Below are 25,444 nucleotides of genomic sequence, written 5' to 3'. Positions count from 1 at the left end.
GCGCCCGCGGACCGGGTGGGGCACCGCTCCGGCCGTCGGCCCCGGTCCCCGCCACCGGGAAGCCAGCCCCGAGGCGCGGCCCCTACCGGCCCAGCGGCTCGTCGCGGGGCGGCTCGTCCAGGTGCAGGCGGAGCATCGCGGTACGCGACCACGGCGGAGCCTGGCCGCGCAGGGAGACCAGCACCATCGTCGCGAACGCCAACGGCACCGTCCACGGCGCGGGCTGGGTGATGAGGAGCGCCTGCCACCCCTCCAACGGCGGACCGAACAGCGCCACGGCGATCGCGCCCAGCGTGCTCAGCAGCCCCGCCAGCACCCCGCTGACCGCTCCCGTCCTGGTCAGCCGCGGCCACCAGATGCCCAGCACCAGCAACGGGCAGAACGTCGCCGCGGCCACCGTGAACCCCCACGTCACCAGCACTCCGGCGGCCAGCGGCGCGGACGGCAGCGCCAACAGCACCAGAACGGCCGCCGCTCCCAGCACCGTGATCCGCAGCCTGCGCAGTCCGCCGGGCAGCAGGTCGTGGGCGATCGCCCCGGAGATCACCAGCAGCAGCCCCACCGAGGTCGCCAGGAACGCCGCGAACGCCCCCACGGTCAGCAGCGTGGTCATCAGCGTGCCCGTCCAGCCGTCCGACACCTGGGAGGGCAGCGCCACCACCACGGTGTCGGTGACACCCGACAGGTACAACTCCGGCACCAGCACCCGCCCCAACGCCCCGTAGACGCCGGGGAACAGGTAGAAGACCCCCAGCAGCGCCACCGTGAACGCCGCGGTGCGCCGCGCCGCACGCCCGTCGGGACTGGTGTGGAAACGCATGAGGACGTGCGGCAGCCCCATCGTGCCCAGCGCGGTGGCGGTCAGCACCGCCAGGGTGGCCAGCAGCGGATGCCCGTAGTCGCTCAGGTTGAGCAGCGGCCGGTGCCACCCCTCGCCTCCCGGAGGGCCGCCGCCCCCCACCCCGGGAACGGGGGCTCCCCCGGGGAACTCCAGGGTCTCGCCCGCCTCCACGGTCACCTCGCCGGGGCCGAGCACGACGTCCGTCCCGTCGGAGGAGCGCACCGCCACCGGCTCGGACAGCTCCAGCGTGACGTCCACCTGGAACTCCACGGTGGTGTCCTCGGAGAAGCGGGTGAACTCCACCGGGTGCACGGCGTCGTGGCGCACCTGCGGCCCCACCGCCACGATCAGCCACACCGCCGGAACGATGAACAGCAGCAGTTTCACCAGGAACTGGAACGCCTGCACGTAGGTGGCGGCGCGCATCCCGCCGAGCGCGAGCGTCGCGCTGACCACCACGCCCGCGATCACCACGCCCACCCAGTAGGGCAGACCGCTGACCGCGCCGAGCACCAGTCCGGCGGTGCGCAACTGCGGCACCAGGTAGAGCGTTCCGATCGCCAGCACCACCAGCGCGCTCAGCCGGCGCAGCCCCGGCGAGGCCAGCCGCGCCTCGGCGAAGTCGGGGACGGTCAACGCCCCGGAGCGGCGCATCGGCGCGGCGACCAGGATGAGCATCGCGATGTAGCCCGCGGTGAACCCCACCGGGTACCACAGCGCGCCGATCCCGTCCCGGACCACCAGCCCCGCCACCCCCAGGAACGACGCCGCCGACAGGTACTCGCCCGACACCGCCGCTGAGTTCAGCAGCGGTGAGACCCGCCGGGAGGCCACCAGGAAGTCGGAGGTGGTGCGCATCGCGGCCACCCCGTGCAGCCCGATCAGCAGGGTCACCACCATGACGACGGCCACCGCGACAAGCGCCGCCATCAGCGCCGCTCAAGCCGTTCGGCCCGGCGCAACTGCCAGAAGGCCAGCAGCGCCATCGCCGGGTACGGCAGGACCGCCAGCATCAGCCAGGACAGCGGGATGCCCGCCAGGCGGACCCCGTCCAGGACCGGCCAGGCGGCGAAGGCCATCGGCAGTCCCAGCAGCACCGTGACGGCCGTCGCCAGGGCGATCAGTCCCTGTCTGCGCTGGGCGCGGTAGAGCACGGCCGCGCGTTCGGCGTCCTCGGAGTCCAGGCGCGGCACCCGCCACCGGCCGCGCGCCCTGCCGCGCAGGTGCGCCAGCCGGGTCTGCGGGCTCGTCACCGCCACCCGTCTGGGCCGGTGCGACATCACGCCCCCCGCTCGGAGCTGTCGAACACACCGGTCTGCGCGGCACGGAGCAACTGCTCCCGCAGCTCACGGGCGTGGCGGCGGCTCACCGGAACGTCTCCCAGATCGGTGTGCGCCAGCAGTCCGCCCGCGGAGTCGCTGCGCAACTCGCGGATCGCGCCCAGCGCCACCAGGTAGCCGCGGTGCACCCGCAGGAAACCGGAGTCGGACCAGTACTCCTCCAGCCGGGAGATCGGCATCCGGACCAGGTGCACGCCCTCGGGCGTGTGCAGCCGCACGTAGTCGCCGTTGGCCTCGACGAACCGCACGTCACCGCGGCGCACGTAGCGGGTGCGCCCGGCCGTCTCCACCGGCAGCACCGCCATCGCGTCGGGTCGCCGCACGGCCCCCGTGTTCACGGGAGCGCCGCCGGCCGAGGCCATGCGGACCACCTTCGCCAACGCCATGGCCAGCCGTTCGGCCCGGACCGGTTTGAGCAGGTAGTCGACCGCGCCGATGCCGTAGGCGGTGACCGCGTGCTCCTCGTGCGCGGTCACGAACACGATCACCGGGGGTTCGCTGAGTTTGGCCAGCAGCGAGGCGAGCTCCACCCCGTCGAGTCCGGGCATCGAGATGTCCAGGAAGACCGCGTCGAACCGGTCGCCCTGGATGCTGCGGAGCGCGCTGAGCGGGTCGTCGGCGGCGACCACCTCACCGACCTCGGGCGCCGCGCGCAGCAGGCGGCACAGTTCGGTCAGCGCCAACGGGACGTCGTCGACCGCCAGCACGCGTAGGCCGTTGGGGGAGGGCAGCATCACGGCATCACTCCTGGCTGGAATCTGGGGACGCGCACGACCACGCGGGTGCCCGCGTCCACCGCGGTCTCCACGACGAGTCCGTACCAGGGGCCGTAGACGTGGCGCAGTCGGCGGTCCACGTTCGCCAGCCCCACGCTGTCGGAGCCGCCCCGGCCCGCCAGGATGTCCCGGGCGCGCTCGGGGTCCATGCCCACGCCGTCGTCCTCCACGCTGATCACGCAGTCGTTGCCCTGGGCCTCCCCGGTGACCTGGATCAGTCCGGTGCCCGCCCGCGGTTCGACGCCGTGCCGGACGGCGTTCTCCACCAGCGGCTGCAGCACAAGGTAGGGCACGGCCACACCCAGCACCTCGGGGGCGACCCTGACCTGGACGCGGAGCCGGTCGCCCAGCACCGCCCGCTGCAGGGCCAGGTAGGTCTCGATCGCGTGGAACTCGTCGGACAGTGTCGTGTAGTCGCCGCGCTGGGCGAGGCTGTAGCGGGTGTAGTCGGCGAAGTCGAGCATCAGCTCACTGGCCTGGTCGGGGTCGGAGCGCATCAGGGAGGAGATCACGGTGAGCGCGTTGTAGACGAAGTGCGGGGAGATCTCCGCCCGCAGCGCCCGCAGTTCGGCCTGTTCGGCGCGGTCCGCGGACGCCTCCAGGCGGCCGCGCTCCACCGCGTCGGCGACCCAGGAGGCGGCCTCGCGCGCCGCGGCCCGGCGCACCTGCCCGACGACCACCAGAACCCCGGCGAGCCCGTCGCCCGCGTACACCGGGACGGCCATCAGGGGCGGCCGGTCCTTGGCGACCTCGCCGCGCAGCACCTGGTCGACCAGCGCGGAGACGGCCTCGGTGCCGGCGGTCTGCCCCGACCACACCAGGGCCCCCGACAGGTCGGCCAACCCCAGGCCGGGAACGTCCAGCAGCCGCCGCAGCCGCCGCGCGGCCCTGCGGGCGCCCGGCCCCGAGAGTCCGTCCTTGAGGTCGCTCACGACCGCGCGAGCGGAGCGCAGCACCCTCAGGGGATCGTGGCGCGACCGGGACCGCCGCGCCCTGGACTGCTCCGGGCGGGGCGGTGGACCGGCCGACGAATCCATGTGCGGCCTCAGCATCGATGCGACTGGCGACTCCCGTGAGATGGATACGTGAAGGTAAATAGTAGTTTGCGAACAGCCGCAGGAGGAGGCCTCAGCGACCGTTCGTCCCGTTTTCGGGGCTTTCCGTCGCGGGAGACCCGCACTTCGCCGCACCACCTGTTTCCCATGAAACACCTCACGTCCTACCGTGGGGGCAGTAGCGGGCATCACACCGGTCAGGAGTTGACATGGGCGACGAAGTGCTGGCGAACCTGATGCAGCAGAGTCAGGTCTTCCCCCCCGACGCGCAGTTCGCGGCACAGGCCAACGCCACCGCGGACCTCTACGCCGAGGCGGAGGCCGACCGTGAGGGCTTCTGGGCGAAGCAGGCCGGGCGGCTGCACTGGGAGACCGGGTGGAACCAGGTCCTGGACTGGTCCGACGCGCCGTTCGCCAAGTGGTTCGTGGGCGGCAGGCTCAACGTCGCCTACAACTGCGTGGACCGGCACGTCGAGAGCGGCCACGGCGACCAGGTCGCCATCCACTGGGTGGGCGAGCCGGGCGACACCCGCGACATCACCTACGCCGAACTCAAGGACGAGGTGTGCCGGGCCGCCAACGCGCTCGCCTCGCTGGGCCTGCGCGCGGGCGACCGGGTGGCCATCCAGTTGCCGATGATCCCCGAGGCGATCGTGTCCATGCTGGCCTGCGCCCGGCTGGGCCTGGTGCACAGCGTGGTCTTCGGCGGGTTCTCCCCGGCCGCGCTGCGCTCGCGGGTCGACGACGCCGCCGCCAGGGTCGTCATCACCGCCGACGGTCAGTACCGGCGCGGCAAGGCCGTCCCGATGAAGGCGGGCGTCGACGAGGCGCTGCAGGGCGCCGAGACGGTCGAGCGCGTCGTCGTCGTCAAGCGCACCGACATCGACACGCCGTGGACCGAGGGACGCGACCTGTGGTGGCACGACCTGGTCGACTCCCAGTCCACCGAGCACACCCCCGAGGCGTTCGACTCCGAGCACCCGCTGTTCATCCTCTACACCTCGGGAACCACCGGAAAGCCCAAGGGCATCCTGCACACCTCCGGCGGCTACCTCACCCAGACCTCCTACACCCACCACGTGGTGTTCGACCACAAGCCCGGCGAGGACGTCTACTGGTGCACCGCCGACATCGGCTGGGTCACCGGGCACAGCTACATCGTCTACGGGCCGCTGTCCAACCGCGCCACCCAGGTCGTCTACGAGGGCACGCCCAACACCCCGCACGAGGGCCGCCACTGGGAGATCGTGCAGAACTACAAGGTGACGATCTACTACACCGCGCCCACCCTCATCCGCACCTTCATGAAGTGGGGCGAGCAGATCCCCGAGGGCTACGACCTGTCCTCGCTGCGCGTGCTGGGCAGCGTCGGCGAGCCCATCAACCCCGAGGCGTGGCTGTGGTACCGCAGGCACATCGGCGACGGCTCGCTGCCGATCGTGGACACCTGGTGGCAGACCGAGACCGGGGCGGTCATGATCTCGCCGCTGCCCGGCGTCACCGCGCTCAAGCCGGGCTCCGCCCAGCGTCCGCTGCCGGGCATCAGTGCCAGGGTCATCAACGAGAAGGGCGAGGAGGTCCCGCACGGCTCCGGCGGCTACCTGGTGCTCGACAAGCCGTGGCCGTCGATGCTGCGCGGCATCTGGGGCGACGAGGAGCGCTACCGCGACACCTACTGGTCGCGCTTCGCCGACCTGGGCTTCTACTTCGCCGGTGACGGCGCCAAGTACGACGACGACGGCGACATCTGGCTGCTGGGCCGGGTGGACGACGTCATGAACGTCTCCGGGCACCGCATCTCCACCACCGAGGTGGAGTCGGCGCTGGTGTCGCACCCCACGGTGGCCGAGGCCGCCGTCGTGGGCGCCTCCGACCCCACGACCGGGCAGGGCATCGTGGCGTTCGTGATCCTGCGCGGCGGCGTCGCCCAGGACGAGGCCAGCGGTGAGGAGGCGATCAGGGCGCTGCGCGACCACGTGGCCAAGGAGATCGGTCCGATCGCCAAGCCGCGGCAGATCATGGTGGTGCCGGAGCTGCCCAAGACCCGTTCCGGCAAGATCATGCGCCGCCTGCTGCGCGACGTGGCGGAGAACCGGGAGATCGGCGACGTCACCACGCTGGCGGACTCGTCGGTGATGGACCTCATCTCCTCCGGTCTCAGGGGCGGCGGGTCCGAGGAGTGATCTGACCGACGACCCGACGGGGCGCACCGAGCAGGGGCCGGTGCGCCCCGTCGGCGTTGTCGGGGGCGGTCGGCCGGCCGCCGCGTCCTGTGCGGGGCGGATCCCGGGAAATGACGGCACTGACTTGTGATATAGAACACACGATCCGTCCCACGTTGCCCGTGCGGCGGAACCGCGTTCCGCCGGTCTTCGAAGAACTGCGGTAATTACTTTCTGTAATCAGACAGTATCAGAATCCACTGCCAGTGGGTAATGGCCGGATTATGCCAACCCTTTTTTGTGGGACGGGTCTGTGGTCTCCTGTAGCGAAGGCAAAGCCGCAAGCTTGGAGAGGGTTCCCGGAAGTCCGTCGGCGGGTATCGAGTGACCTGCGGATTTCCCAGGAAGTCCCGGTGGCGTGCGTGCGGCGCCCGCTTCGGGGGAATGTTTCCCCCGAAGATCATCGGTTTCACGTGGTACTGCCACTGTGAGTAGTCTTCTTGGACTTGTCCAACGGGATTCCAGGTGAATGCCAGAAGTGGCGACGCGGATTTCTGGCATGTCTCATTTGGTTTTCCTGTCGGTGTCACCACCGAACGTTCAGTCCGGCATGCCGCGCCGCGTTAGATGTCCATTTTTCAACCGTCGAGTTTTTGATCACTTTGTCGGCGGCGCCCGGTGTACGCATGACCGCCAAGACAGCAGGAGGATGAGGAGAGGAACATGCGCTTCGACATCTTGGGGCCGCTGGAGATCCGAGACGGCTGTGCCAAGAGGGAGCTGTCCGCGCCGATGCCCCGGCGGGTGCTTGCGATGCTCCTGTGCAACCCGAACAGACCGGTGTCGACCGACGCGATCATCGAGGAACTGTGGGAGGACAACCCGCCGAAGCTGGCCAGGAAGACCGTGCAGACGTACGTCTACCAGCTCCGCAAGGAACTCAACAGCCGCGAGACCAGACCGGTGGTCGAGACGTGCCGCCGCGGCTACCTGATCCGCCTGGAGTCCGGTGAGCTGGACCTGTGGGAGTTCGAGGCGAGAGCCGCCGCGGCCAAGGAGGCGCTGCGGCTCGACAACGCCCCCCGGGCCGCCGAGGAGTTCCGCTCCGCGCTCTCCCTGTGGCGCGGACCGGCCCTGTCCGACCTGCTCCCGGGAGCGCGCCTGGCGGCGCGGATCGCCCACCTGGAGGAGACCCGGCTGCGGGTCCTGGAGCAGCGCGTCGAGCTCTCCCTGCACCTGGGCGAGCACCGCGACCTGATCGGCGAGCTCAACACGCTCACCGCCGAGCACCCGCTGCACGAGGGGTTCCACGCCCAGCTCATGGTGGCGCTCTCCCGCTCCGGGGACCGCAACGAGGCGCTGCGGGTCTACCAGCGGCTGCGGCGGAGAATGGTCGAGGAGCTCGGACTCGACCCCTCGGAGCGGCTGCAGCGGCTGCACCAGAGCGTAATGCGCGGCGAGGCCGACGAGCTGGAGCTGCCCTCGACCACCGCGTTCGCCACTCCGCGCCGTCCCGCCTCCAACGTTCCCGCCCAACTGCCGCGGGACATCCGCGACTTCGTGGGCCGTGAGGCGGAACTGAAGGCCATCGACGCGGCGACTCGCGCCAACGGCCCCGACACGGGGACGGCAGCCCCCGTCGTCGTGGTGACCGGACAGCCCGGCGTCGGCAAGACGACCCTGGCCGTGCGAGCCGGGCAGCGGATGCGCGAGCACTTCGTCGACGGCCAGTTGTTCGCGACGCTGCGGAGCCGTGACGGAGCGCCCGTCGCCGCCGAGGAGATCCTCGGCTCCTTCCTCGTCTCCCTCGGCTGCGACCCCGAGCACCTGCCCCGCAACCTGCACGACCGGATGCGGGCGTTCCGCAGTTGGGCGGCGGAGAGACGGGTGCTCGTCGTGCTCGACGACGCCGTGTCCGTGGAGCAGACTGTCCCCCTCCTGCCGGGCGGGGCCGAGTGCGCCGTCCTGATCACCGCCCAGGAGGGGCTCCCCGGCCTGCCCGGTGTGGACATCCTCGAACTCGAACCCTTCACGGACCAGGAGGGACTCCAACTGCTCGTGAACGTGGTCGGTAGGGACCGGGTGGAGCGGGAGACGGAGTCGGCCCTCCAGGTCGTCCGACTGTGCGAACGGCTGCCCCTGGCGGTCCGCGCGGCGGGCGAGAAACTGGCGGCCCGACCGCCGTGGAGCATCAAGGGGTTTGCCATCCGGCTCCTGGACGAGGACCGCCGACTGGACGAACTGCGTACGGGGACACTGGACATCCGCACGTGCTTCGCCCGCGCCTACCGGCGGCTGGCCCCGCACTACCGCTGGGCGCTACGCAGACTGTGCGCCATCGGGTCGGGAAGGTTCAACCTCACGACCGCGGCCGCCGCCCTCGGCACGGACCCGCTCACCGCGGAGTGCCCGACGGCCGAACTGGTCAACGCCCACCTGCTGCGGGTCACCAGCGACGTCGGCGACGGGCGGCTGTGGTTCCGCTTTCCCGAACTGGTCCGCCTGTACGTCGACGAGCTCGGGGACGAACCCGTCCCCGCCGCGCTGGAGGCGCTGCTGAAGGACCGGGGCGCCGCCCCGTCCGGCAGCACCGAGCAGTACGTCGCGTCCTGACCGCCGGTCCGTCCGGGAGGAGGCGCTTCCCGCGCCCTGCGCGATCCTTGGTCGGCTCTTGGCCGCGCCCTGCGATGCTCCCCGTGATCCCATGCCACTCGGGGAAGGAGCAGCACGGATGCGGGCAGTGATACTGGAGGGGTACGGCGGACCCGAGCGGCTGCGGACCGCGCAGCTGCCCGATCCCCGGCCCGGCCCCGGACAGATCCTGGTGCGTGCCGCCGCCTCCGCGGTCAACCCGGTCGACCTGGAGGTCCGCTCGGGCAGCGCCGCGGCCAACGTCTCGGCCTCCTTCCCGATGATCCTCGGCTGGGACCTGTCGGGAGAGGTGGTCGAGACCGGACCGGGCGTGTCCCGCTTCGCCGTCGGCGACCGCGTCATCGCCATGTCGGCCCAGATGGCGACCGGAGTCGGCACCCACGCGGAACTGGTCGCGCTCGACGAGGCGATCGCGGCGCACGCGCCCCGCGGAGTCAGCCTGCGCGGCGCCGCGGCCCTGCCGCTGGCGGGACTCACCGCCGCGCAGGCGCTGGCGGTACTGGACCCGAGCCCCGGTCAGACGCTCCTGGTCACCGGGGCGGTGGGCGCGGTCGGCGGATACGCCGTACAGCTCGCCACGGCCCGCGGGATCGAGGTCGTCGCCTACGTGCGCCCCCAGGACACGGCGCTGGCCCACGAGTTGGGCGCCAAGCAGGTGGCGACGGACGGGGCGAGCCTTCCCACGGCAGCCTGCGACCTGCTTCTGGAGACCGCCGGGGTCCCCGAGGCGATCAGCGCCGTGCGCGACGGCGGTCGGGCCGTGTCCATCGTCCCGTCGGCCAAGCCCGAACCCGAACGGGGGATCGAGGTCCGGATGTCCTTCGTCGAGCAGGACGGAGCCGGACTGGCCGACCTGGCGCGGCTGGTCGAGCAGGGAGTCCTCACGCTGCGGGTCGCGGAGGTCTTCGACTACGAGCGGGCCCCCGAGGCGCACCGCAGAATGGCGGCCGGCGGCACCAGGGGCAAACTGCTCGTCACCCCGTGACGGCCGCCCGCCCCACCGCGCCCACGCGTCCTGCGAACCCCCTTCTCACGGTTGGGAACCCATGTCTCGTCCCGTTCTCGTGCTGATGCTCTGCCTGTTCAGCGTGGGCAGCGCAGAGTTCGTCATCGCCGGGATCCTGCCCGGGATCGCGGCCGACCTCGACGTGTCCCTCCCTGCGGCGGGACTGCTCGTCAGCGGCTACGCGGTCGCCGTCATGATCGGGGGGCCGCTGATCACCCTGGCGACCACCCGCGTCCCCCGCAAGCCCCTGATGGCGACACTCATGGCGGTCTTCACGGCGAGCAACGTCGTGGCGGCGGCCGCTCCCGACTACGGGGTGCTCATGGCGGCCAGGATGCTCGGCGCGCTCACCCACTGCACCTTCTTCGCCCTGTGCATCGTCGTCGCCGTCCGGCTCGTCCCCGAGGACCGGCAGGGAGCGGCCATCGCCCACCTGGCCATCGGCCTCAACCTCGCCAACATCCTCGGCGTGCCGCTGGGCACGCTGGTCGGCAGCGAGTACGGCTGGCGCGCCACGTTCTGGACGGTCGCCCTGTGCGGCGCGGCCGCCACCCTGCTGCTCCTCGTCGCGATCCCGTCGGTCCGCGGTGACGTCCGGGCGGGTGCCCTGGCCGAACTGAAGGTCCTCGGCGTGCGCCGGGTGCAGATGGCGGTCGTGATGAGCGCGCTGGGCTGCGCGGGGGTCTTCACCGCGTACACGTTCATCTCGCCGGTGCTGACCGAGGTCAGCGGATTCTCCCCGGGCGCGGTCACCTGGCTGCTGCTGCTCTTCGGGCTCGGCACGTTCGCGGGCAGCCTGCTCGGGGGACGCCTCACCGACCGCGCGCTGATGCCCTCGCTGTCGGGGCTGCTGGGCGTGCTCACCGTGGTGCTCGCCGCGTTCGCCCTGGCCGTCTCGGTGGGGTGGGCCGCGGTCGGCGGAGTGCTCGTCTTCGGTGCCGCGTTCGGCGCGATCCTGCCCGGACTCCAGGCCCGGATCCTCCAGTCCACCGGATCCGGCGCTCCGACGCTCGCGGTCGCGGTGAACATCTCCGCGATGAACATCGGCATCGCCTTCGGCGCCTGGCTCGGCGGAGCGGTACTGGACGGAGGCCGGGGACTGCGGACCGTCATCGTCGCGGGCGCCGCCGTCGCCCTGCTGGGATTCCTGGTCAGCCTCCGCGAGCTGGCGCGCGACCGGGCCGGGAGCCCCGCCGCCCCACGGGGAGCGGCGCAGACTCCCGCACCGTGACCGGCCCGCCGCGCCACGCTGACGCCCACCCGACCCACAGCCTCCAGCCGCCGGGGAAACAGCAGACCCCGGCGGCTTTCGGCTGTCCGGAATTGTTTTTCCCCGGCTCCGGGAGCTGAACAGTGCGGTCACCCGGCATTCCGATGCCATTTATCGGCTTGGTTTGATCTTGGTCGGTTCTTGATTTCCCGGTGTAAAACTCAGAAGCGGAACAGATGGCGGCCCCCGGCCGCCTCCTCGCGGAACTCTGTTCCCGAAGCACCGAACTGACCTGATTGTTTCCTGGACGTGAACCGGCGCCGGTGCGGCGGGTCCGGCCGTTCCTGACGCAGCACCCGAACGGTGCGAAAAGCTTTCCCGTTCCCACCGGAGGAACGGATCGGATGTCCGTCAGAGAAGAGGAGAACAACGTGCGGGAAGGCGTGGAGCCGATCGCGATAGTAGGCATGGGATGCCGCTTCCCCGGCGGGGTCGACTCGCCGGAGGAACTCTGGAAATTCCTGCTGGACGGCGCCGACGGAATCGTGGAGGTTCCCGACGGGCGCTGGGACTCCTACCTGAGGTCCAACCCGGAGAACGCCGCGGCGATGCGCGACGTCACCCGCTACGGCGGCTTCCTGCCCGACGCGGCCGGATTCGACGCCGCCTTCTTCGGCATCACCCCGAGGGAGGCCGAGCTCATGGACCCCCAGCAGCGACTGCTGCTGGAGGTGAACGGTCCCCGACCTCCGCCAGGCGGTCGACTTCTTCCGGGACGTGCTCGGAGCGGACCTGCTCTACACGCTCGAAGGCGTCTCGGACCCCGACGGCGACTGGATGACGCGGCACCTGGACGTCCATCCCCGCGCCGCGACCGACATCGCGCTGCTGCGGTTCGGGCCGACAGCCAACCTGGAACTGTTCCAGTACACCTCCCCCGACCAGCGGACCGAACCGCCGCGCAACAGCGACGTCGGCGGCCACCGGCTGACCGTGGACACCGAGGACTTCGACCGGGCGCTGGAGTATCTGCGCTCCGTGGACGGGGCGCGGGTGCAGGGTGAGCCGCAGGAAGTCAAGGAGGGCCCGGCGGCGGGGTGCCGGTGGATCTACTTCCAGGCGCCGTGGGGGATGCAGTTGGAACTGCGACAGGTACCCGACGTGCTGCCCTTCGAGGCCGCGGGGGAGGAACGGCTGTACCGCCCCGAACCGGGCTGGTGGGGCCCCGGCAAGCACGGCGTTCCGGGGGCGCGCGGCGTCCTGCAGGCGGGCTACACCGTGGCGGACCTGGCGGAGGCCGTCGCCTTCCACGTCAACGTCCTGGGCGGCGAGGTGCTCTACCGGGAGAGTCTCCGGTTCGACGCCGACTACGCCTCGCGGCAGTTCGCGATCGACCAGGCCGTCGAGGTGGAGACCGCGGTCGTGCGGCTCGGTCCGGTCACCAACGTGGAACTCGCCCAGTACACCGTCTCCGACCAGCGGACCGAACGGCCGCGCAACAGCGACGTCGGTGGCCACCACCTCGCCTTCTTCGTCGACGACGTGGACGCGGCAGTGGCCTGGCTGCGGACGGTCCCCGGGGTCGAGGTCCTCGGCGAGCCCCAGTTGATCCAGGACGGCGGCCCCATCCACGGGGACTACTGGGTCTACTTCAAGGCCCCGTCGGGATTCCAGATGGAGGTGCTGAACATGCCCGACGGAATGCCTTACGAACGGTTCACCGACGCCCGGAGGTTCGGCCCGAGCGATTCCTGGGAAAATCGCTGAGGAAATCACTTTAATTTCTCTGCGTTATCAGATTGCTCCGCCCGGTGATCGAGATTCTGGTTTCCTTGGCTGTCTCTTGACTATTCTTTGGCCGCTTCCTGAGATATTCGATCCGTCGATTCAGAGAAGCGGGCGGCGGTATGTCAGGCGCCCGTTGAATAGTTTCCACAGTGGAGATGAAAAGCAATGGGAGCTGCGACACGTCGGGGATTCTTCACGGGGGCGGCCGTTCTTGGCGGAGCGGCGCTGATCGGCGCGCCCGACTCCGGAACCGGTGTGGCGATCGCGTATACACAGGACGCCTGCCCACCGGAGTTCGGACCGGTGACGGTCAGATCCGGCGACGTCCGGTACGTGGACCTCAGCAGCGGAGCCAACCAGAGATTCATCGGAAAGCCCGACTACATCCAGGTGATCGGCACCACGGAGCAGGTCGTGGCCGCCGTGGACCGGGCGCTGCGGGACGGGAAGCGGATCGCGGTGCGCAGCGGCGGCCACTGCTACGAGAACTTCGTGAGCGATCCCGAGGTCCAGGCCGTGATCGACGTCTCCCAGATGTCGTCGGTCTACTACGACCACCAGCACAGGGCGTTCGCGGTCGAGGCGGGAGCGTCCCTGCTCGACGTCTACGAGTCGCTGTTCAAGCGCTGGGGGGTCACCGTCCCCGGCGGATCGTGTCCCACGGTCGGTGCGGGGGGCCACATCATCGGCGGCGGTTACGGCCCCCTGGCCCGACTGCACGGGCTGACCGTGGACCACCTGCACGGGGTGGAGGTCGTCACGGTCGGCCGCGACGGGAGGGCGAAGGTCACCGTCGCCACCCGCGACTCCAGAGGCAAGAAGCAGGACCTGTGGTGGGCCCACACAGGCGGGGGTGGCGGGAACTTCGGGATCGTCACCCGCTACCTGCTCCGCTCGCCCGAGGCGCGGGGAAACGAGCCCTCCGACCTGCTCCCCCGCCCGCCCTCCGAGGTCCTGGTCAGCTCGATCGTCTGGCCGTGGAGCGAGTTGACCCAGGAGGCGTTCGGCAGGCTGGTGCGCAACTTCGGCGGTTGGCACGAGCGCAACAGCGACCCGGGCTCGCCGTACGCGGGTCTCTTCAGCCAGCTCAAACTGCTCAACCGGGCGGCCGGGGTGGTCGCCATGGCGACGCAGATCGACGCTACCGCCGACAACGCCCAGCAGTTGCTGGAGGACTTCATCGCCGAGGTCAACGACGGGGTGGGCGTCGCCTACCAGGGGGCGCCCCCGCGCCGACTGCCCTGGCACCACGCGCTGCACTGGCAGGGGTTCAACCCCTCCGACCCGACCGTCATGCGGTTCAAGATCAAGTCGGCGCACATGCGCGGGAACTTCCCCGACGACCAGGTGGCGGCCGTCTACCGGAACCTCACCCGATCCGACTACCCGAATTCGAACGCGCTTCTCCTCATCTCCTCCTACGGGGGGAGGATCAACTCGGTCGCCCCGGACGCCACCGCCGTCGCCGCCCGCGACTCCGTCATGAAACTCCAGTACGTCTCCCTGTGGGCTGCGCCGGACGAGGACGACCGCAACATCGCCTGGGTGCGGGAGTTCTATTCGGACGTCTACTCGGCGACGGGCGGCGTGCCCGTGTCCGGCGAGGTGACCGACGGCTGCTACATCGGATACCCGGACGTGGACCTCGGCGACCCCGACTGGAACAGGTCCGACTCCCCCTGGCACGAGCTCTACTACGCGCACAACTACTCCCGCCTGCAAAAGGTCAAGGCCCACTGGGACCCGGGCAACGTGTTCCGGCACGCCCAGTCGGTCCGGCTGCCCTGACGCGGGGCCGGACCGCGTTGGTCGGTCCTTGGTCGGTTCTTGGGTGCGGAGGGCGAGACTCCAGGAGAGAGGCCGCGGACGGGAGCGGGGCGCTTCCCGCTGCCCGGCGGTTCGGAGAAGTCGTTCCACGTTGAGGGCCAGCTGCACTGGCCGGAGGATGGGAGCAGCACATGACCACCCTGGAAGGGAAGAAGGCCGTTGTCACCGCGGGATCGCGCGGTATCGGCCGCGCGATCTCCAAGCGGCTGGCGGCCGACGGGGCCAGCGTCGCCATCAACTGGCACAGCAACGCCGAGGCCGCCGAGGAGCTGGTCCAGGAGATCACCTCAGAGGGCGGGACCGCCGTGGCCGTCCAGGCGGACATGGGTGTCCCGGCCGACATCGAGCGGCTGTTCAAGGAGGCCAAGAACACGTTCGGCGGCATCGACGTGGTTGTCAACAACGTCGGCGTCAACATCATCGGCCCCATCGCCCAGATCGACGAGGACGAGTTTGACCGGGCCGTGGCGGTCAACTTCAAGGGCACCTTCCTCGCCCTCAAGCACGCGGCGAACATGGTCAGCGACGGTGGGCGCATCATCAACATCTCCACCGGCAACACTCGGGTCACGCTCCCGTTCACCGGGGTCTACGCGGGAACCAAGGCCGCCGTCGAGCAGATGGGCTTCTCCCTGGCCAAGGAGTTGGGCCCGCGCCAGGTCACCGTCAACTCGGTCCTGCCCGGACTCACCGACACCGAGGGAGTGCGGCCGGACATCCGCGCCAACGCCGACGGGGTCATCGCCATGACGCCGCTGGGCCGCATGGGCCGTCCGGAGGACATCGCCGACGTCGTGGCCTTCCTCGCCAGCGACGACGCGCGGTGGATCACCGGACAGACCATCGGGGTCTCGGGCGGGTTGGCCTGACCCCTCCCCGCTGACCGCGCCGCACCGCCCGCCTCCAGATCCCAGAGAGGAGCTCCCATGACGGTCCCCGACACCGGTCGCGGCCCCCTCTCCACCGTCGTCCGGGGCGGGGGACCCGGCCTCCTGCTCGCGCACGGGGGCGGGGGCGGCACCGTCGACTTCGCTCCCTTCATCGGTCCGCTGTCGAGGCGGTTCACCGTGGTGCTCCCCCACTACCCGGGCGTGGGCGCGACCCCCAGGCAGACCGAGCCGCTGGACCTGGACGACCTGGCGGACCGCCTGGTGGCGACCGCGGCGGACGCCGGAGTCCACACCTTCTCCGTGGTGGCCTACTCGCTGGGCTGCCCGGTCTCGGTGCGGCTGGCGGTCCGGTATCCGGAGCGCGTCAGATCCCTGGTCCTCATGGCGGGCTTCGCGCGTCCCGACTCCCGGCTGCGACTGCTGGTCGGAGTGTGGCGCGCACTCGCGGCGCTCGGAGACCGGGACCTGCTGGCCCGGTTCGTCACGGCGCTGATCACGGGCGAGGACCGGCTGAACGCCCAGAGTCGGGACGCCGTCCGGGCCAGGACCGAGGAGTTGGCCCGGGCGCTTCCCGAGGCGCTCGACGATCACCTCGACCTGGTCGAGCGCGTGGACGTACGAGACGACCTGGCCAAGGTGGACGTCCCCACCCTGGTCGTGGCGGCCAGGGCAGACCAGTTGGCCACGCCGCGTCACTCCCGCGAGATCGCGGCGGGTATCCCGGGAGCCCGCTACGTCGAGGTGCCCGGCGGCCACAACCTCGCGGAGGAGAGCGCGGACGAGGTGCTCGGCGTCCTGGACGGCTTCCTCCGGCCCGTGTCGGGGAGGGACGACTCCCGGCTCCCCGACACGGGCGCCGATTGACCCCTCCGGCCTGACCGCGCTTCCCGGCAGTACGGTCGAAGCGCCGGGGCAGGCTGCGGAATCCCAGGAGAACCGCATGCCCTCATCCGAAGAAGTCGGCTCCCGGCCCAAGCTGTCCCCGCGTCTCGCTGTCGTCGCCGTCTGCTTCGCGGCGATCGTGTTCGACGGCTACGACCTCATCGTGTACGGCGCGGTCGTGCCGGCCCTGCTGGAGCATCCGGAGTGGACGCTGACCCCCCAGCAGGCCGGGATGATCGGAAGCTACGCGCTGATCGGCATGTTCCTCGGCGCGGTGGCGGTCGGTGCGGTGACCGACCGCATCGGCCGCCGCCGGACGCTCATCGGCTGCCTCGTCTGGTTCTCCGTGGCGACCTTGCTGGTGGCGGTGGCGCCCTCACCGGAGCTGCTCGGAGCGCTGCGCTTCCTCGCCGGCCTCGGCTTCGGCGGGGTCGTACCCACGGCGATCACGCTGACCGTGGAATGGGCGCCGGAGCGGCACCGGAGCTTCTACAACGCCCTCATGCTCACCGGCTTCCCCGTCGGCGGGGTCCTCGCCGCGGTCCTGGCGGTCTGGCTGCTGCCCGAGTACGGTTTCCGCGTCCTCTTCGCCCTGGGAGGCGTCCCCCTGGTGACCGTGGTCCCACTGGCGCTGCGGTTCCTGCCCGAGTCCCCCGGCTTCGCCACGTTGCGGGAGCGGCGGGCCCGGCAGGGCGGTGCGCGTCCCGGCACCCCGCCGCAGGAGGCGCCGCGTGCCCGGATCACCTCGGGAAGAGCGCTTGCGGCGATCGTCCTGTTCGCCCTCGCGAACTTCTGCAGCATGCTCCTCGTCTACGGGCTCAACACCTGGCTGCCGGAGCTGATGAGGGGCGCGGGGTACGCGCTCGGCCCGGCGATGGCGTTCCTGCTGGTGCTCAACTTCGGGGCGGTCGTGGGCGGCCTGGTCGGCTCCTCGGTGGCGGACCGGTTCGGCTCCCGGGCCGCGACTACCGGCGCGTTCGTCGTGGCGGCGGCGTCCATCCTGGCGTTGGGCCTGCCGCTGCCCACCGCCGTGCTCTACCTCCTGGTGGCGATCGCCGGAGCGGCGACCATCGGCACCCAGATGATGCTGTTCGGCTACGTCGCCCTGTCCTTCCCGACGGCGAACCGGGCCACCGCGCTCGGCCACACCACCGGCGTGGGGCGGCTCGGGGGAGTCTGCGGGCCGCTGCTGGGCGGCTACATCGTCGCGCTCCAGCTCGGCCTGGGGTGGAACTTCGGGATCTTCGCCGCCATCGCGGTGGCCGCCGCGATGCTGACACTCGTGGTCCCGGCACCGGACCGGTCCGGCGCGGTGGGCGAGGGGACCGACGAGCCGGGGACGCCCGCGGTCCACGACCACGGCGGCCCGTCCCCCTCCGAATCCGTGCCCTCGTGAAGCGGGGCGGGGCGCCCCGTGACCGAGCCCCGTCGGCGCTGTCGGGCGGAGGAAACCGGTGAAACCCGAATGAAAGAACCGTGAATTGTTCTTGCCCTCGGTGGCGGGCCGTGGACGTTTTGAAGGTTTCTGCCAACACTGGTGGGACCCCCGTCACAAACGAGCGCAGAAGAGAAAACGGATTCCCGGCGCGACAGGATTCTGATTGTCGGTGAACGATCCCCCGTCGGACAGTGCAGCAAGATCCGGTTCGGACCTCACCACTTCGCCCCCTTCCGGTTCCAGCCGAGGCAGGAACCGGCACTGGCGTCGTCTGATGCCCCTGGCCGTGATCGGTGCGGCCGGAGCCCTCGGAGGACTGGGGGAGGTGCTCCCCGAGGGAAGCGGACCGTGGGGTCTCCTCGCTCTCGGCCTCGCTCTCGTGGGCGCGGTCCTTACGGCAGTCTTCGAACTCGCCCTGGTCTTCTGGGAGGACGACGGGGGCGTGCCCCGGCGGTCGAGCCGCACCCCCGGCCGCGTGATGCGCGAGGAACTGCCTCCGCGCAGCGAGCACTTCACCGGTCACACCGAGACCCTCGACGAGATCGTGCGGCTGTTCCGCCGCTTCCCCCGCGGACGCGCGCGCTGGCGCGCCGGGCTGCGGCCCCGAGCCCTGCGCGGAGCCACCGGCCCCCTGGTCGTCGCGGTCACCGGCGAGGGCGGAGTGGGCAAGACCGAACTGGCCAACCAGGTGATCAGCCGGGTCGAGGACCGCTTCCCCGACGGCAAGCTGGAGTTCCAGCTCTACGGCGAGGCGGTCGAACCGCGCGGGCGGCGGCGGGGGCTCGCTCCGGCGCGGTACACCCCCCGGAGCCCGGAGAAGGTCCTCGCGCAACTGCTGGCCAAGATCGGCACGCCTCCCCACCCCGACCTGCCGCTGGACGAGCTGCGGGAGCAGTGGCGTACCCTCACCCGCGACCTCCGCCTGCTCCTCGTGCTGGACAACGCCAAGGACTTCGCGCAGGTGGAGCCGCTGCTGCCCAAGGGGACCGGCAGCGCCGTACTCATCACCAGCCGCAACGCGTTCGCCGGAATCACCGGCTACACCGTGCGGCAGTACCCGCTCGACCGGCTCACCGGGCAGCAGGGCGTGCGACTGCTGCGCCGCCTGGTGGGCGACGCCCCGGAGGCGGAGTCCGTGGACGAGGGGACCCTGGCCGCCATCGTGCGGGAGTGCTACCGGCTGCCGCTCGCCATCTGCTGGTGCGGCAGCCAGCTCAGCGCCCGCAACGCCCCCACCCCCCAGCACCTGCTGCGGTACATGCGCCGGGACAAGGAGCGCGCCCTGCTGGGACCGGCCGGGATCACGACCTCCTTCGGGTTCAGCTTCCAGCAGTGCTCCGCCACCGAACGGCTGCTGCTCGTCAGGGTCGCGCGCACCGGGCTGCCCACCTTCACCCCGTGGGCCGCGGCGGCGCTCATCGGAGCGGCCACCCGCGACGTCCGGTCCTGGTTGACCGACATGGCCGACCGCTACCTCGTGGTCCAACTGCCCGACAGCCACACCGGCCACGTCCGCTTCCAACTGCACGACCACGTTCGCGGCATTCTGCTCGACCACGGTCCCGAGCAACTCGACGTTCCCAGGCACGAGCGCGCGGAGTGGGCGGACAGGCGGTTCGCCGCAGCCGTGGATCGCCTCCTGGGAGCCTACGTCTGGCTCGCCGAGAGCGCCGCCCGCCGACGCGCCCCGCAGGAGAGCGGGTTCCCCCAGCCCGCCGTGTCCCCGCTGACCCCGGCGGACGGACTGGAACTGCGCACTCCCGGCAATCCGGAGGCCTGGTTGGAGGCGGAGCGCCAGTGCCTGCACGCCTGCGTCCAGTTGGCGCGGGAGCGCGGCGACCGGCACATGGAGTGGCGGCTGGCGCGTGCGCTCAGCGCGCTGTGCCAGAACGGCCGGGTCTACTGGGAGGACTGGCGGTCCTCGGCCGAGACCGCGCTGGCCCTCTCCCGGCAACTCGGCGACAACCTCGCCCACGCGATCTCGCTGCTGGACCTCGCCGAGATCGCGGGCAGCCAGGGCGGCTACGACGAGGCGCTGAGCAGGGCCCGCGAGGCCGAGCAGAGGTTGGGCAGGAAGAGGGCGAACGAACTCTGGCGGGCCCGCGCGTCCCGGGTGATCGGCGTCAACCTGCTCCGGCGCGGCGACCTCGACGACGGACGGACCGCACTGGCCGAGGCCGGGCAGATCTTCGCCGCGGCCGGTGAGCACTGGTGGTACGCGCGCACCCTGTGCAACCAGGCCGACCTCTACCGGTTCCAGGGGGATCTGCACCGGGCACGCGACCTGCTGCGCGGCGCCCGCATCCTGCTGCAGGACGAGGCCGACGCCAAACAGCTCCTCAAGGTGCGGTTGCAGACGGGCGAGGTCCTGGGCCGCATGGGCAGGGAACTGGGCGCCTGGATCGCCCTGGACTCGCTGCTCGCCGACGCCGAGCAGACGGAGGGCGCCGTGTGGTACCGCGCCCGCTGCCTGCGGGAACTGGGCCAGCTTGATCCGCGGAGACTGCATCACCAGTTCGAGCGGTGCGACCTGCTGCTCTCCCCGGACCGTGGCAGGGAGCGCGAGGAGGTGCTCAGGGACCACGTGTGGCAGCGGTGCCTGGGGTCCCCAGCGAGGATGCGCGAGCGCGGGCACCGCATCGCCGAGGAGTGGTATGAGAACCGGCTGGCGCAGGTCAGGGAGTGGCTTGACGAGGAGCAGTGGGAGGACTACGTGAGTCTGCCCTCGCCCGCCACACCGCTGCCCCGGTGGCGGGAGCGAGCCGAGCGGGTGCGTCAGGCCAGCGAGCGGTGGACCCTGCGCCACCACATCGAACTGCTGGAGCAGGCGCACGAGCTGTTCTCCGGGATCGGGGACTCCTGGGGCAGGCTGCGGACCCTGCGCGCCCTGGGCGAACAGCGGATGCGGGAGAACCCCGCCCACGGCCGCCGGGAGTTCGAGGAGGCCGCCGAGGGCTTCCGGGAACTCGGCGACGGCTGGTGGGAGGCCCGCACCCTGCGCCGCGCCGCCGAGACCCTGACCGAGATCAGGCGGTTCGCCGAGGCCCGGGAGTTCGCCGAGCGAGCCTGGGACGGATACGCCAAGCTGAACCACCTTTCCGGACAACTGCGCACCCAACTGCTGCTCGGCCGCATCCTGAGCAGGCTGGGCGAGCAACTGGAGGCCCGGCACGTCCTGCGGGCCGCGCAACGCATGGCCGACCACGGTCTGGCACAGGGCAGGGTGCCGCGGGAGCTGCGGGAGACGACCCGCAGAGTGGTCTCCGCCGCCCTCGGAGAGGACCTTCCGGAGCCCGCCGGGACGTGAGCGGTACTCCCCGAACGTGCGGGGGGCGGGGCGGCGCCGCCGAGTCGCTGTCCACGTGCCGTCGACGGAAACCGCCGGGGATTACCCAAGGAGAAGTGATTCATATCATATCCACGCGGGGTTTGTGTGCCGCGTGTGGGCTCCGGGCTGGGAGGCAGTCGGAAACGACCGGAGACGGCCGAGTGAACAACCGCCCTCGCGCCATTGACAGGTCTTCCCGTGCCTCTCATTCTGGTGCGCATGAACCTGTCAGACAGGCAGACAGCCGGACAGCACGGCCCTCCAGGGCGGATGAGCGCCATGGAAGCCGTGCTGGCCGACCTGCGTGAGGCGATCGAGGAGGGCACCTACCCGGTCGGGGAGAAGCTGCCCGCCGAGTCGGCCCTGGCCCAGAAGTACGGGGTCAGCCGCTCCGTGGTACGTGAGGCGCTGCGGACCCTCCAGGCCATCGGGATGACCGTCTCGCGCACCGGCAGGGGGACGTTCGTCCAGAGCGACCGGGCGGTCGACAACCCCACCTTCGGCTCGTACTCGGCTCGCGACCTGATGGAGGTCCGCCAGCACGTGGAGATCCCGGTCTCCGGCTACGCGGCGCTCCGACGCACCGAGGACGACCTCGACACGCTGGCCCGCCTGCTCGACCGGATGGCCGGGGAGACCGACGACCTGGCCTGGACCACCCTGGACACCCTGTTCCACATCACCATCGCCCAGGCGTCCGGAAACCCCGTCTTCCGCAAGGTCATCGAGGAGATCCGGGACGCCCTGGCCCACCAGTCGACCTTCGTCAACCAGATCCACGGCCGCCGCGAACAGTCCGACGACGAGCACCGGCGGATCGTCAGGGCGATCGCCGACGGCGACCGGGAGGAGGCCATGGCGGCCATGCAGGCCCACCTGGCGAAGGTCGAGACGAGCCTGAACATCATCGTGCTCCGCCCGGCGTCCGAGTACCGGATCGCCGAGGAGGACGTGGGCGGAACCGAGGACCGACCGACCTCCTGACACCCCCGGCCCCCAACCGGATTCCGAGCAGCGAAGGACCGAACCGCGATGCGAACGCCTCCTCCCCCCGTGCGTGTCCCCCGCCACGTCCCGCTCGTGCACCTGGTGCGCGACGGCATCGTCGAGAGCGTCCACCACGGATCGGTCGTCGTGCTCGGTCCCGGTGGCGACGTCGAGTTCGCGGCGGGCGACGTCGAGGCGGCCTGCTACCCCCGGTCCGCGTTCAAGCCGGTGCAGGCGGCGGCCATGCTCAGGGCGGGGCTTCCGCTGCGCGGCGGACTCCTCGCCGTCGCCACCGCCAGCCACTCCGGCGAGGAACAGCACATCACCGCGGCACGGGACATCCTCCGTCAGGCGGGACTCACCGAGGACACCCTGCGGACCCCCGCCGACCTGCCTCTGGACCCGTGGGAGCGCTCCGAGTGGATCGCCAGCGGCCGCCGTCCGCGCCCCATCGTCCACAACTGCTCGGGCAAGCACGCGGCGATGCTGCTCACCTCGGTCCGGCGGGGCTGGTCCACCGACGACTACCTCGACCCCCGGCATCCGCTGCAGCAGGCGATCGCCGAGACCGCCGAGGAGCTCACCGGGGAGTCCGTCGCCGGGGTGAGCACCGACGGATGCGGCGCGCCGCTGTTCGCGGTCTCCCTGCTCGGACTGACCCGGGCGATCGGCCGCATCGGAAGCGCTCCGGCCTCGACCGGGGAGGGACTCCTCGCCGAGGCGATGGTCCGCCACCCCGACATGGTCTCGGGCACCCGGAGGGACAACTTCGGCCTCATGCGGGCGGTGCCGGGCCTCATCGCCAAGGACGGGTTCGAAGCCGTACAGGTGGCTGCCCTGCCCGACGGGCGGGCCGTGGGCGTCAAGATCGCCGACGGGAGCGACCGTGCGCGGATGCCCGCGACCGCGGCCGCGCTCGCCGTCTGCGGCGTGGACCCGTCGCTGCTCACGGAGTTCGCCGAGGCACCGGTGCTCGGCGGAGGACGGGTGGTGGGCCGCCTGCGCGCCACCGGAGAACTGGCCGCCGCCGCGGAGACTCCGTCTGGCCACGGGGTCGGACGCGGCGGACGACAGTCGTCAGGAAGGAGGTGAGCGGCAGGAACGCACCAGCGGACTCAGCGCCGCCCAGGAACGCCTGACCGGACCGAAGCCGACAGAGAGCCATCCCCACACCAGATCACGGGGTCTTCCGCCGGACGCAGGACCCCCACTTCCCCCGACACGAAGAAAGCTACCTCATGCAAGCACTGACCGACGCCCTGGGCGTCGTGAACGACCAGCTCTGGACGTTCGTCGCCATCCCGCTCCTCGTGGTCGTCAGCCTCTACTTCACCGTCCGCTCCAAAGCCGTGCAACTCAGGCTGGTACCGGAGATGGCCCGCACCATGTTCGAGCCGTCCGGGACCGCGCCCGACGGCAAGAAGGCCATCTCGTCCTTCCAGGCGTTCTCGGTCTCGGCCGCCGCCCGGGTGGGGACGGGCAACGTCGCGGGAGTGGCGATCGCGATCGCACTCGGCGGCCCCGGAGCCGTCCTGTGGATGTGGGTCATGGGCATCATCGCGGGCTCGGCCGCGTTCGTGGAGTCGACCCTGGCCCAATTGTACAAGGTCCGCGACAGGGCCGGATATCGCGGCGGCCCCGCCTACTACATGCTGTACGGGCTCAGGTCCCGCTGGCTGGGCGCCGTCTTCGCCGTCGTCACCATCTTCACGTTCGGCTTCGTCTTCACCTCGGTCCAGGCCAACAGCATCGTCGCCGCCGTGTCCAACTCGGTGAGCACCGCCACCGGCGCCGAGGCCGCGTCGTGGCTGGCCCCGGCCATCGGCGTCGGACTGGTGGTCCTGATCGGCGCCATCGTCCTCGGCGGCGTGCGCCGCATCGCCCACGTCGCCCAGACGGCGGTGCCGTTCATGGCCCTGATCTACCTGCTCATGGGCATCGCCGTGGTGGCCATGAACATCGACCGGGTCCCCGCGGTGCTCGCCGACATCGTCGCCTCCGCGTTCGGGCTGCGCGAGATCGGCGCGGCCGGCGTCGGCACCGCGATCATGATGGGAATCCGCCGCGGCCTGTTCTCCAACGAGGCGGGCATGGGGTCGGCTCCCAACGCGGGAGCCACCGCCGCGGTGAGCCACCCGGTCAAGCAGGGGCTGACGCAGACCTTCGGGGTCTACTTCGACACCCTCGTCGTCTGCTCCATCACCGCGTTCATCATCCTGGTCTCCAACCCCGTCTACGGCGAGGAGGTCGGCGCGTCCCTCACCCAGAACGCGCTGGAGGCCAACCTGGGCACGTGGTCGCTGCACATGCTCACACTCATCATCTTCCTCCTGGCGTTCACCTCGGCCCTGGGCAACTACTACTACGGCGAGTCCAACCTGTGGTTCCTGACCAGCAAGCCCGCGCTGATGACCGCCTACCGGGCGGTCTTTCTGTTGATGCTGTTCATCGGCTCCGTCGCCTCGCTGAGCCTGGTGTGGACCATGGCCGACGTGACGATGGGGGTCATGGTGGTGCTCAACCTGGCCGCCATCCTGCCGATGGGGGCGCTGGCGGTGCGCCTGCTCAAGGACTACACCGACCAGCGGAAGCAGGGCCTCAACCCGGTGTTCACCCGGGACCGGCTGCCGGGCGTGACCGGAGTGCAGTGCTGGGACGAGCCCGAGACGGCCGACCGTAGCCCCGACGTGGCCGTCGCCGACTGACCCGGAGGCCGGGCCTCCCCGGTGCCGGCCCCGGCCGCGGGCGGATCTCCCCGCGGCCGGGGCCGGCACCGTCCCCGCGTCCACCGGAACGCGCTCAGGGTCGGCTCAGGGGCGGCCCAGGGGACTTCCCGATGGGAGAACCGCTCCACCGCGGGCAGTCTGGAAACATGAGCGAGAACTTCACGAAGAAGACCCTGCGACGCAGTGGCAGCAACCGGATAATCACCGGAGTGTGCGGCGGTATCGGCGAGTTCCTCGGGGTGGACGCCAACCTCATCCGTCTCGCCTTCGCCGTCTTCACCCTGCTGGGCGGCAGCGGCGTCCTGCTCTACATCATCGCCTGGCTGGTGATCCCCGAGGAGGGGGCGGGCTCCTCGGTGCTGGAGCACATCATCCGCACCTTCCAGGGCAAGGAGTCCAAGCTGTGAGCTGGACTCTGCGCGCCCTGTCCGGACGGGTCTCCCGGCTTCCCAGTGACATCTTCCAGCGGGTGGGGGAGCCGGGGGGCGCGCCTGAGGCGCCGCGGCGGCGGGAGACGGCGCCGACGGCCCGCCGAA

Annotated in this window: 18 protein-coding genes and 2 pseudogenes; 16 read left to right on the top strand and 4 right to left on the bottom strand. The window is 71.0% G+C overall.

Translation table 11 applies throughout. From position 1 onward, the window contains the following. Window positions 1-82: 82 nt before the first annotated feature. The 4 genes from NI17_RS17980 to NI17_RS17965 are packed head-to-tail and all read right to left on the bottom strand — an operon-like array spanning window position 83 to window position 3,910. On the bottom strand, window positions 83-1,771 hold the full coding sequence (locus NI17_RS17980) for a sodium/solute symporter (protein WP_068687990.1): 1,689 nt from the start codon (window positions 1,769-1,771) through the stop codon (window positions 83-85). Further along, window positions 1,771-2,094 (bottom strand): hypothetical protein, encoded by a 324-nt coding sequence (locus NI17_RS17975; RefSeq protein WP_234401614.1) that lies wholly within the window; start codon window positions 2,092-2,094, stop codon window positions 1,771-1,773. The genes NI17_RS17980 and NI17_RS17975 overlap by 1 nt, the downstream gene beginning before the upstream one ends. A 26-nt stretch (window positions 2,095-2,120) precedes the next feature. Further along, window positions 2,121-2,915 (bottom strand): LytR/AlgR family response regulator transcription factor, encoded by a 795-nt coding sequence (locus NI17_RS17970; protein ID WP_068687992.1) that lies wholly within the window; start codon window positions 2,913-2,915, stop codon window positions 2,121-2,123. After that, entirely contained in the window at window positions 2,915-3,910 is a 996-nt protein-coding gene (locus NI17_RS17965) for a sensor histidine kinase (RefSeq protein WP_234401675.1), read from the bottom strand. The genes NI17_RS17970 and NI17_RS17965 overlap by 1 nt, the downstream gene beginning before the upstream one ends. A gap of 311 nt (window positions 3,911-4,221) precedes the next feature. Between NI17_RS17965 and acs the strand changes: the two genes are divergently transcribed. The 16 genes and pseudogenes from acs to NI17_RS17895 all read left to right on the top strand — a co-directional run bounded on the left by acs (window position 4,222) and on the right by NI17_RS17895 (window position 25,315). Next, window positions 4,222-6,195 (top strand): acetate--CoA ligase, encoded by a 1,974-nt coding sequence (gene acs, locus NI17_RS17960; protein WP_068687993.1) that lies wholly within the window; start codon window positions 4,222-4,224, stop codon window positions 6,193-6,195. Between the two features lie 702 nt (window positions 6,196-6,897). Next, entirely contained in the window at window positions 6,898-8,787 is a 1,890-nt protein-coding gene (locus NI17_RS17955) for an AfsR/SARP family transcriptional regulator (protein ID WP_119268031.1), read from the top strand. A 118-nt stretch (window positions 8,788-8,905) separates the two neighbouring features. Continuing rightward, entirely contained in the window at window positions 8,906-9,811 is a 906-nt protein-coding gene (locus tag NI17_RS17950; RefSeq protein ID WP_068687995.1) for an NADP-dependent oxidoreductase, read from the top strand. 61 nt (window positions 9,812-9,872) lie between these two features. After that, window positions 9,873-11,063 (top strand): MFS transporter, encoded by a 1,191-nt coding sequence (locus NI17_RS17945; RefSeq protein ID WP_068687996.1) that lies wholly within the window; start codon window positions 9,873-9,875, stop codon window positions 11,061-11,063. A gap of 383 nt (window positions 11,064-11,446) precedes the next feature. After that, window positions 11,447-11,764, top strand: a pseudogene (locus tag NI17_RS24725) (beta-ketoacyl synthase N-terminal-like domain-containing protein); the annotation flags it as partial. A 28-nt stretch (window positions 11,765-11,792) separates the two neighbouring features. Then, window positions 11,793-12,176, top strand: a pseudogene (locus NI17_RS24475) (VOC family protein); the annotation flags it as partial. Beyond that, entirely contained in the window at window positions 12,174-12,809 is a 636-nt protein-coding gene (locus tag NI17_RS24470; protein ID WP_084012414.1) for a VOC family protein, read from the top strand. The pseudogene NI17_RS24475 and the gene NI17_RS24470, both read left to right, overlap by 3 nt. A gap of 186 nt (window positions 12,810-12,995) precedes the next feature. Further along, window positions 12,996-14,618, top strand: coding sequence for an FAD-binding oxidoreductase (locus NI17_RS17935; RefSeq protein ID WP_068687997.1), 1,623 nt, complete (start codon window positions 12,996-12,998; stop codon window positions 14,616-14,618). Window positions 14,619-14,788: 170 nt separating this feature from the next. After that, entirely contained in the window at window positions 14,789-15,526 is a 738-nt protein-coding gene (locus NI17_RS17930; RefSeq protein ID WP_068687998.1) for a glucose 1-dehydrogenase, read from the top strand. A gap of 57 nt (window positions 15,527-15,583) precedes the next feature. Then, the gene (locus tag NI17_RS17925; protein ID WP_068687999.1) at window positions 15,584-16,411 is read left to right on the top strand and encodes an alpha/beta fold hydrolase; all 828 of its coding nucleotides are present in this window, start codon (window positions 15,584-15,586) and stop codon (window positions 16,409-16,411) included. Between the two features lie 76 nt (window positions 16,412-16,487). Then, window positions 16,488-17,825, top strand: coding sequence for an MFS transporter (locus tag NI17_RS17920; RefSeq protein WP_068688000.1), 1,338 nt, complete (start codon window positions 16,488-16,490; stop codon window positions 17,823-17,825). A 316-nt stretch (window positions 17,826-18,141) separates the two neighbouring features. Then, window positions 18,142-21,174: a tetratricopeptide repeat protein gene (locus NI17_RS17915; protein WP_068688001.1), complete on the top strand. Its 3,033-nt coding sequence runs from the start codon at window positions 18,142-18,144 to the stop codon at window positions 21,172-21,174. Window positions 21,175-21,474: 300 nt separating this feature from the next. Beyond that, window positions 21,475-22,179 carry a FadR/GntR family transcriptional regulator gene (locus tag NI17_RS17910; protein WP_084012415.1) on the top strand — a complete coding sequence of 235 codons (705 nt, stop codon included), beginning with the start codon at window positions 21,475-21,477 and terminating at the stop codon, window positions 22,177-22,179. A 48-nt stretch (window positions 22,180-22,227) separates the two neighbouring features. Continuing rightward, the gene (locus NI17_RS17905) at window positions 22,228-23,274 is read left to right on the top strand and encodes an asparaginase (protein WP_068688003.1); all 1,047 of its coding nucleotides are present in this window, start codon (window positions 22,228-22,230) and stop codon (window positions 23,272-23,274) included. A gap of 146 nt (window positions 23,275-23,420) precedes the next feature. Beyond that, window positions 23,421-24,887 carry an alanine/glycine:cation symporter family protein gene (locus NI17_RS17900; RefSeq protein WP_068688004.1) on the top strand — a complete coding sequence of 489 codons (1,467 nt, stop codon included), beginning with the start codon at window positions 23,421-23,423 and terminating at the stop codon, window positions 24,885-24,887. Between the two features lie 167 nt (window positions 24,888-25,054). Further along, a complete protein-coding gene (locus tag NI17_RS17895) occupies window positions 25,055-25,315 on the top strand; it encodes a PspC domain-containing protein (protein WP_068688005.1) in 261 nt (86 codons plus the stop codon). The last annotated feature ends 129 nt before the right edge of the window (window positions 25,316-25,444 follow it).

The sequence above is a fragment of the Thermobifida halotolerans genome, assembly GCF_003574835.2.
Lineage (GTDB): Bacteria > Actinomycetota > Actinomycetes > Streptosporangiales > Streptosporangiaceae > Thermobifida > Thermobifida halotolerans.
The sequence above is the reverse complement of the archived record's forward strand: the minus strand, read 5'-3'. Positions and strand labels throughout refer to the sequence as shown.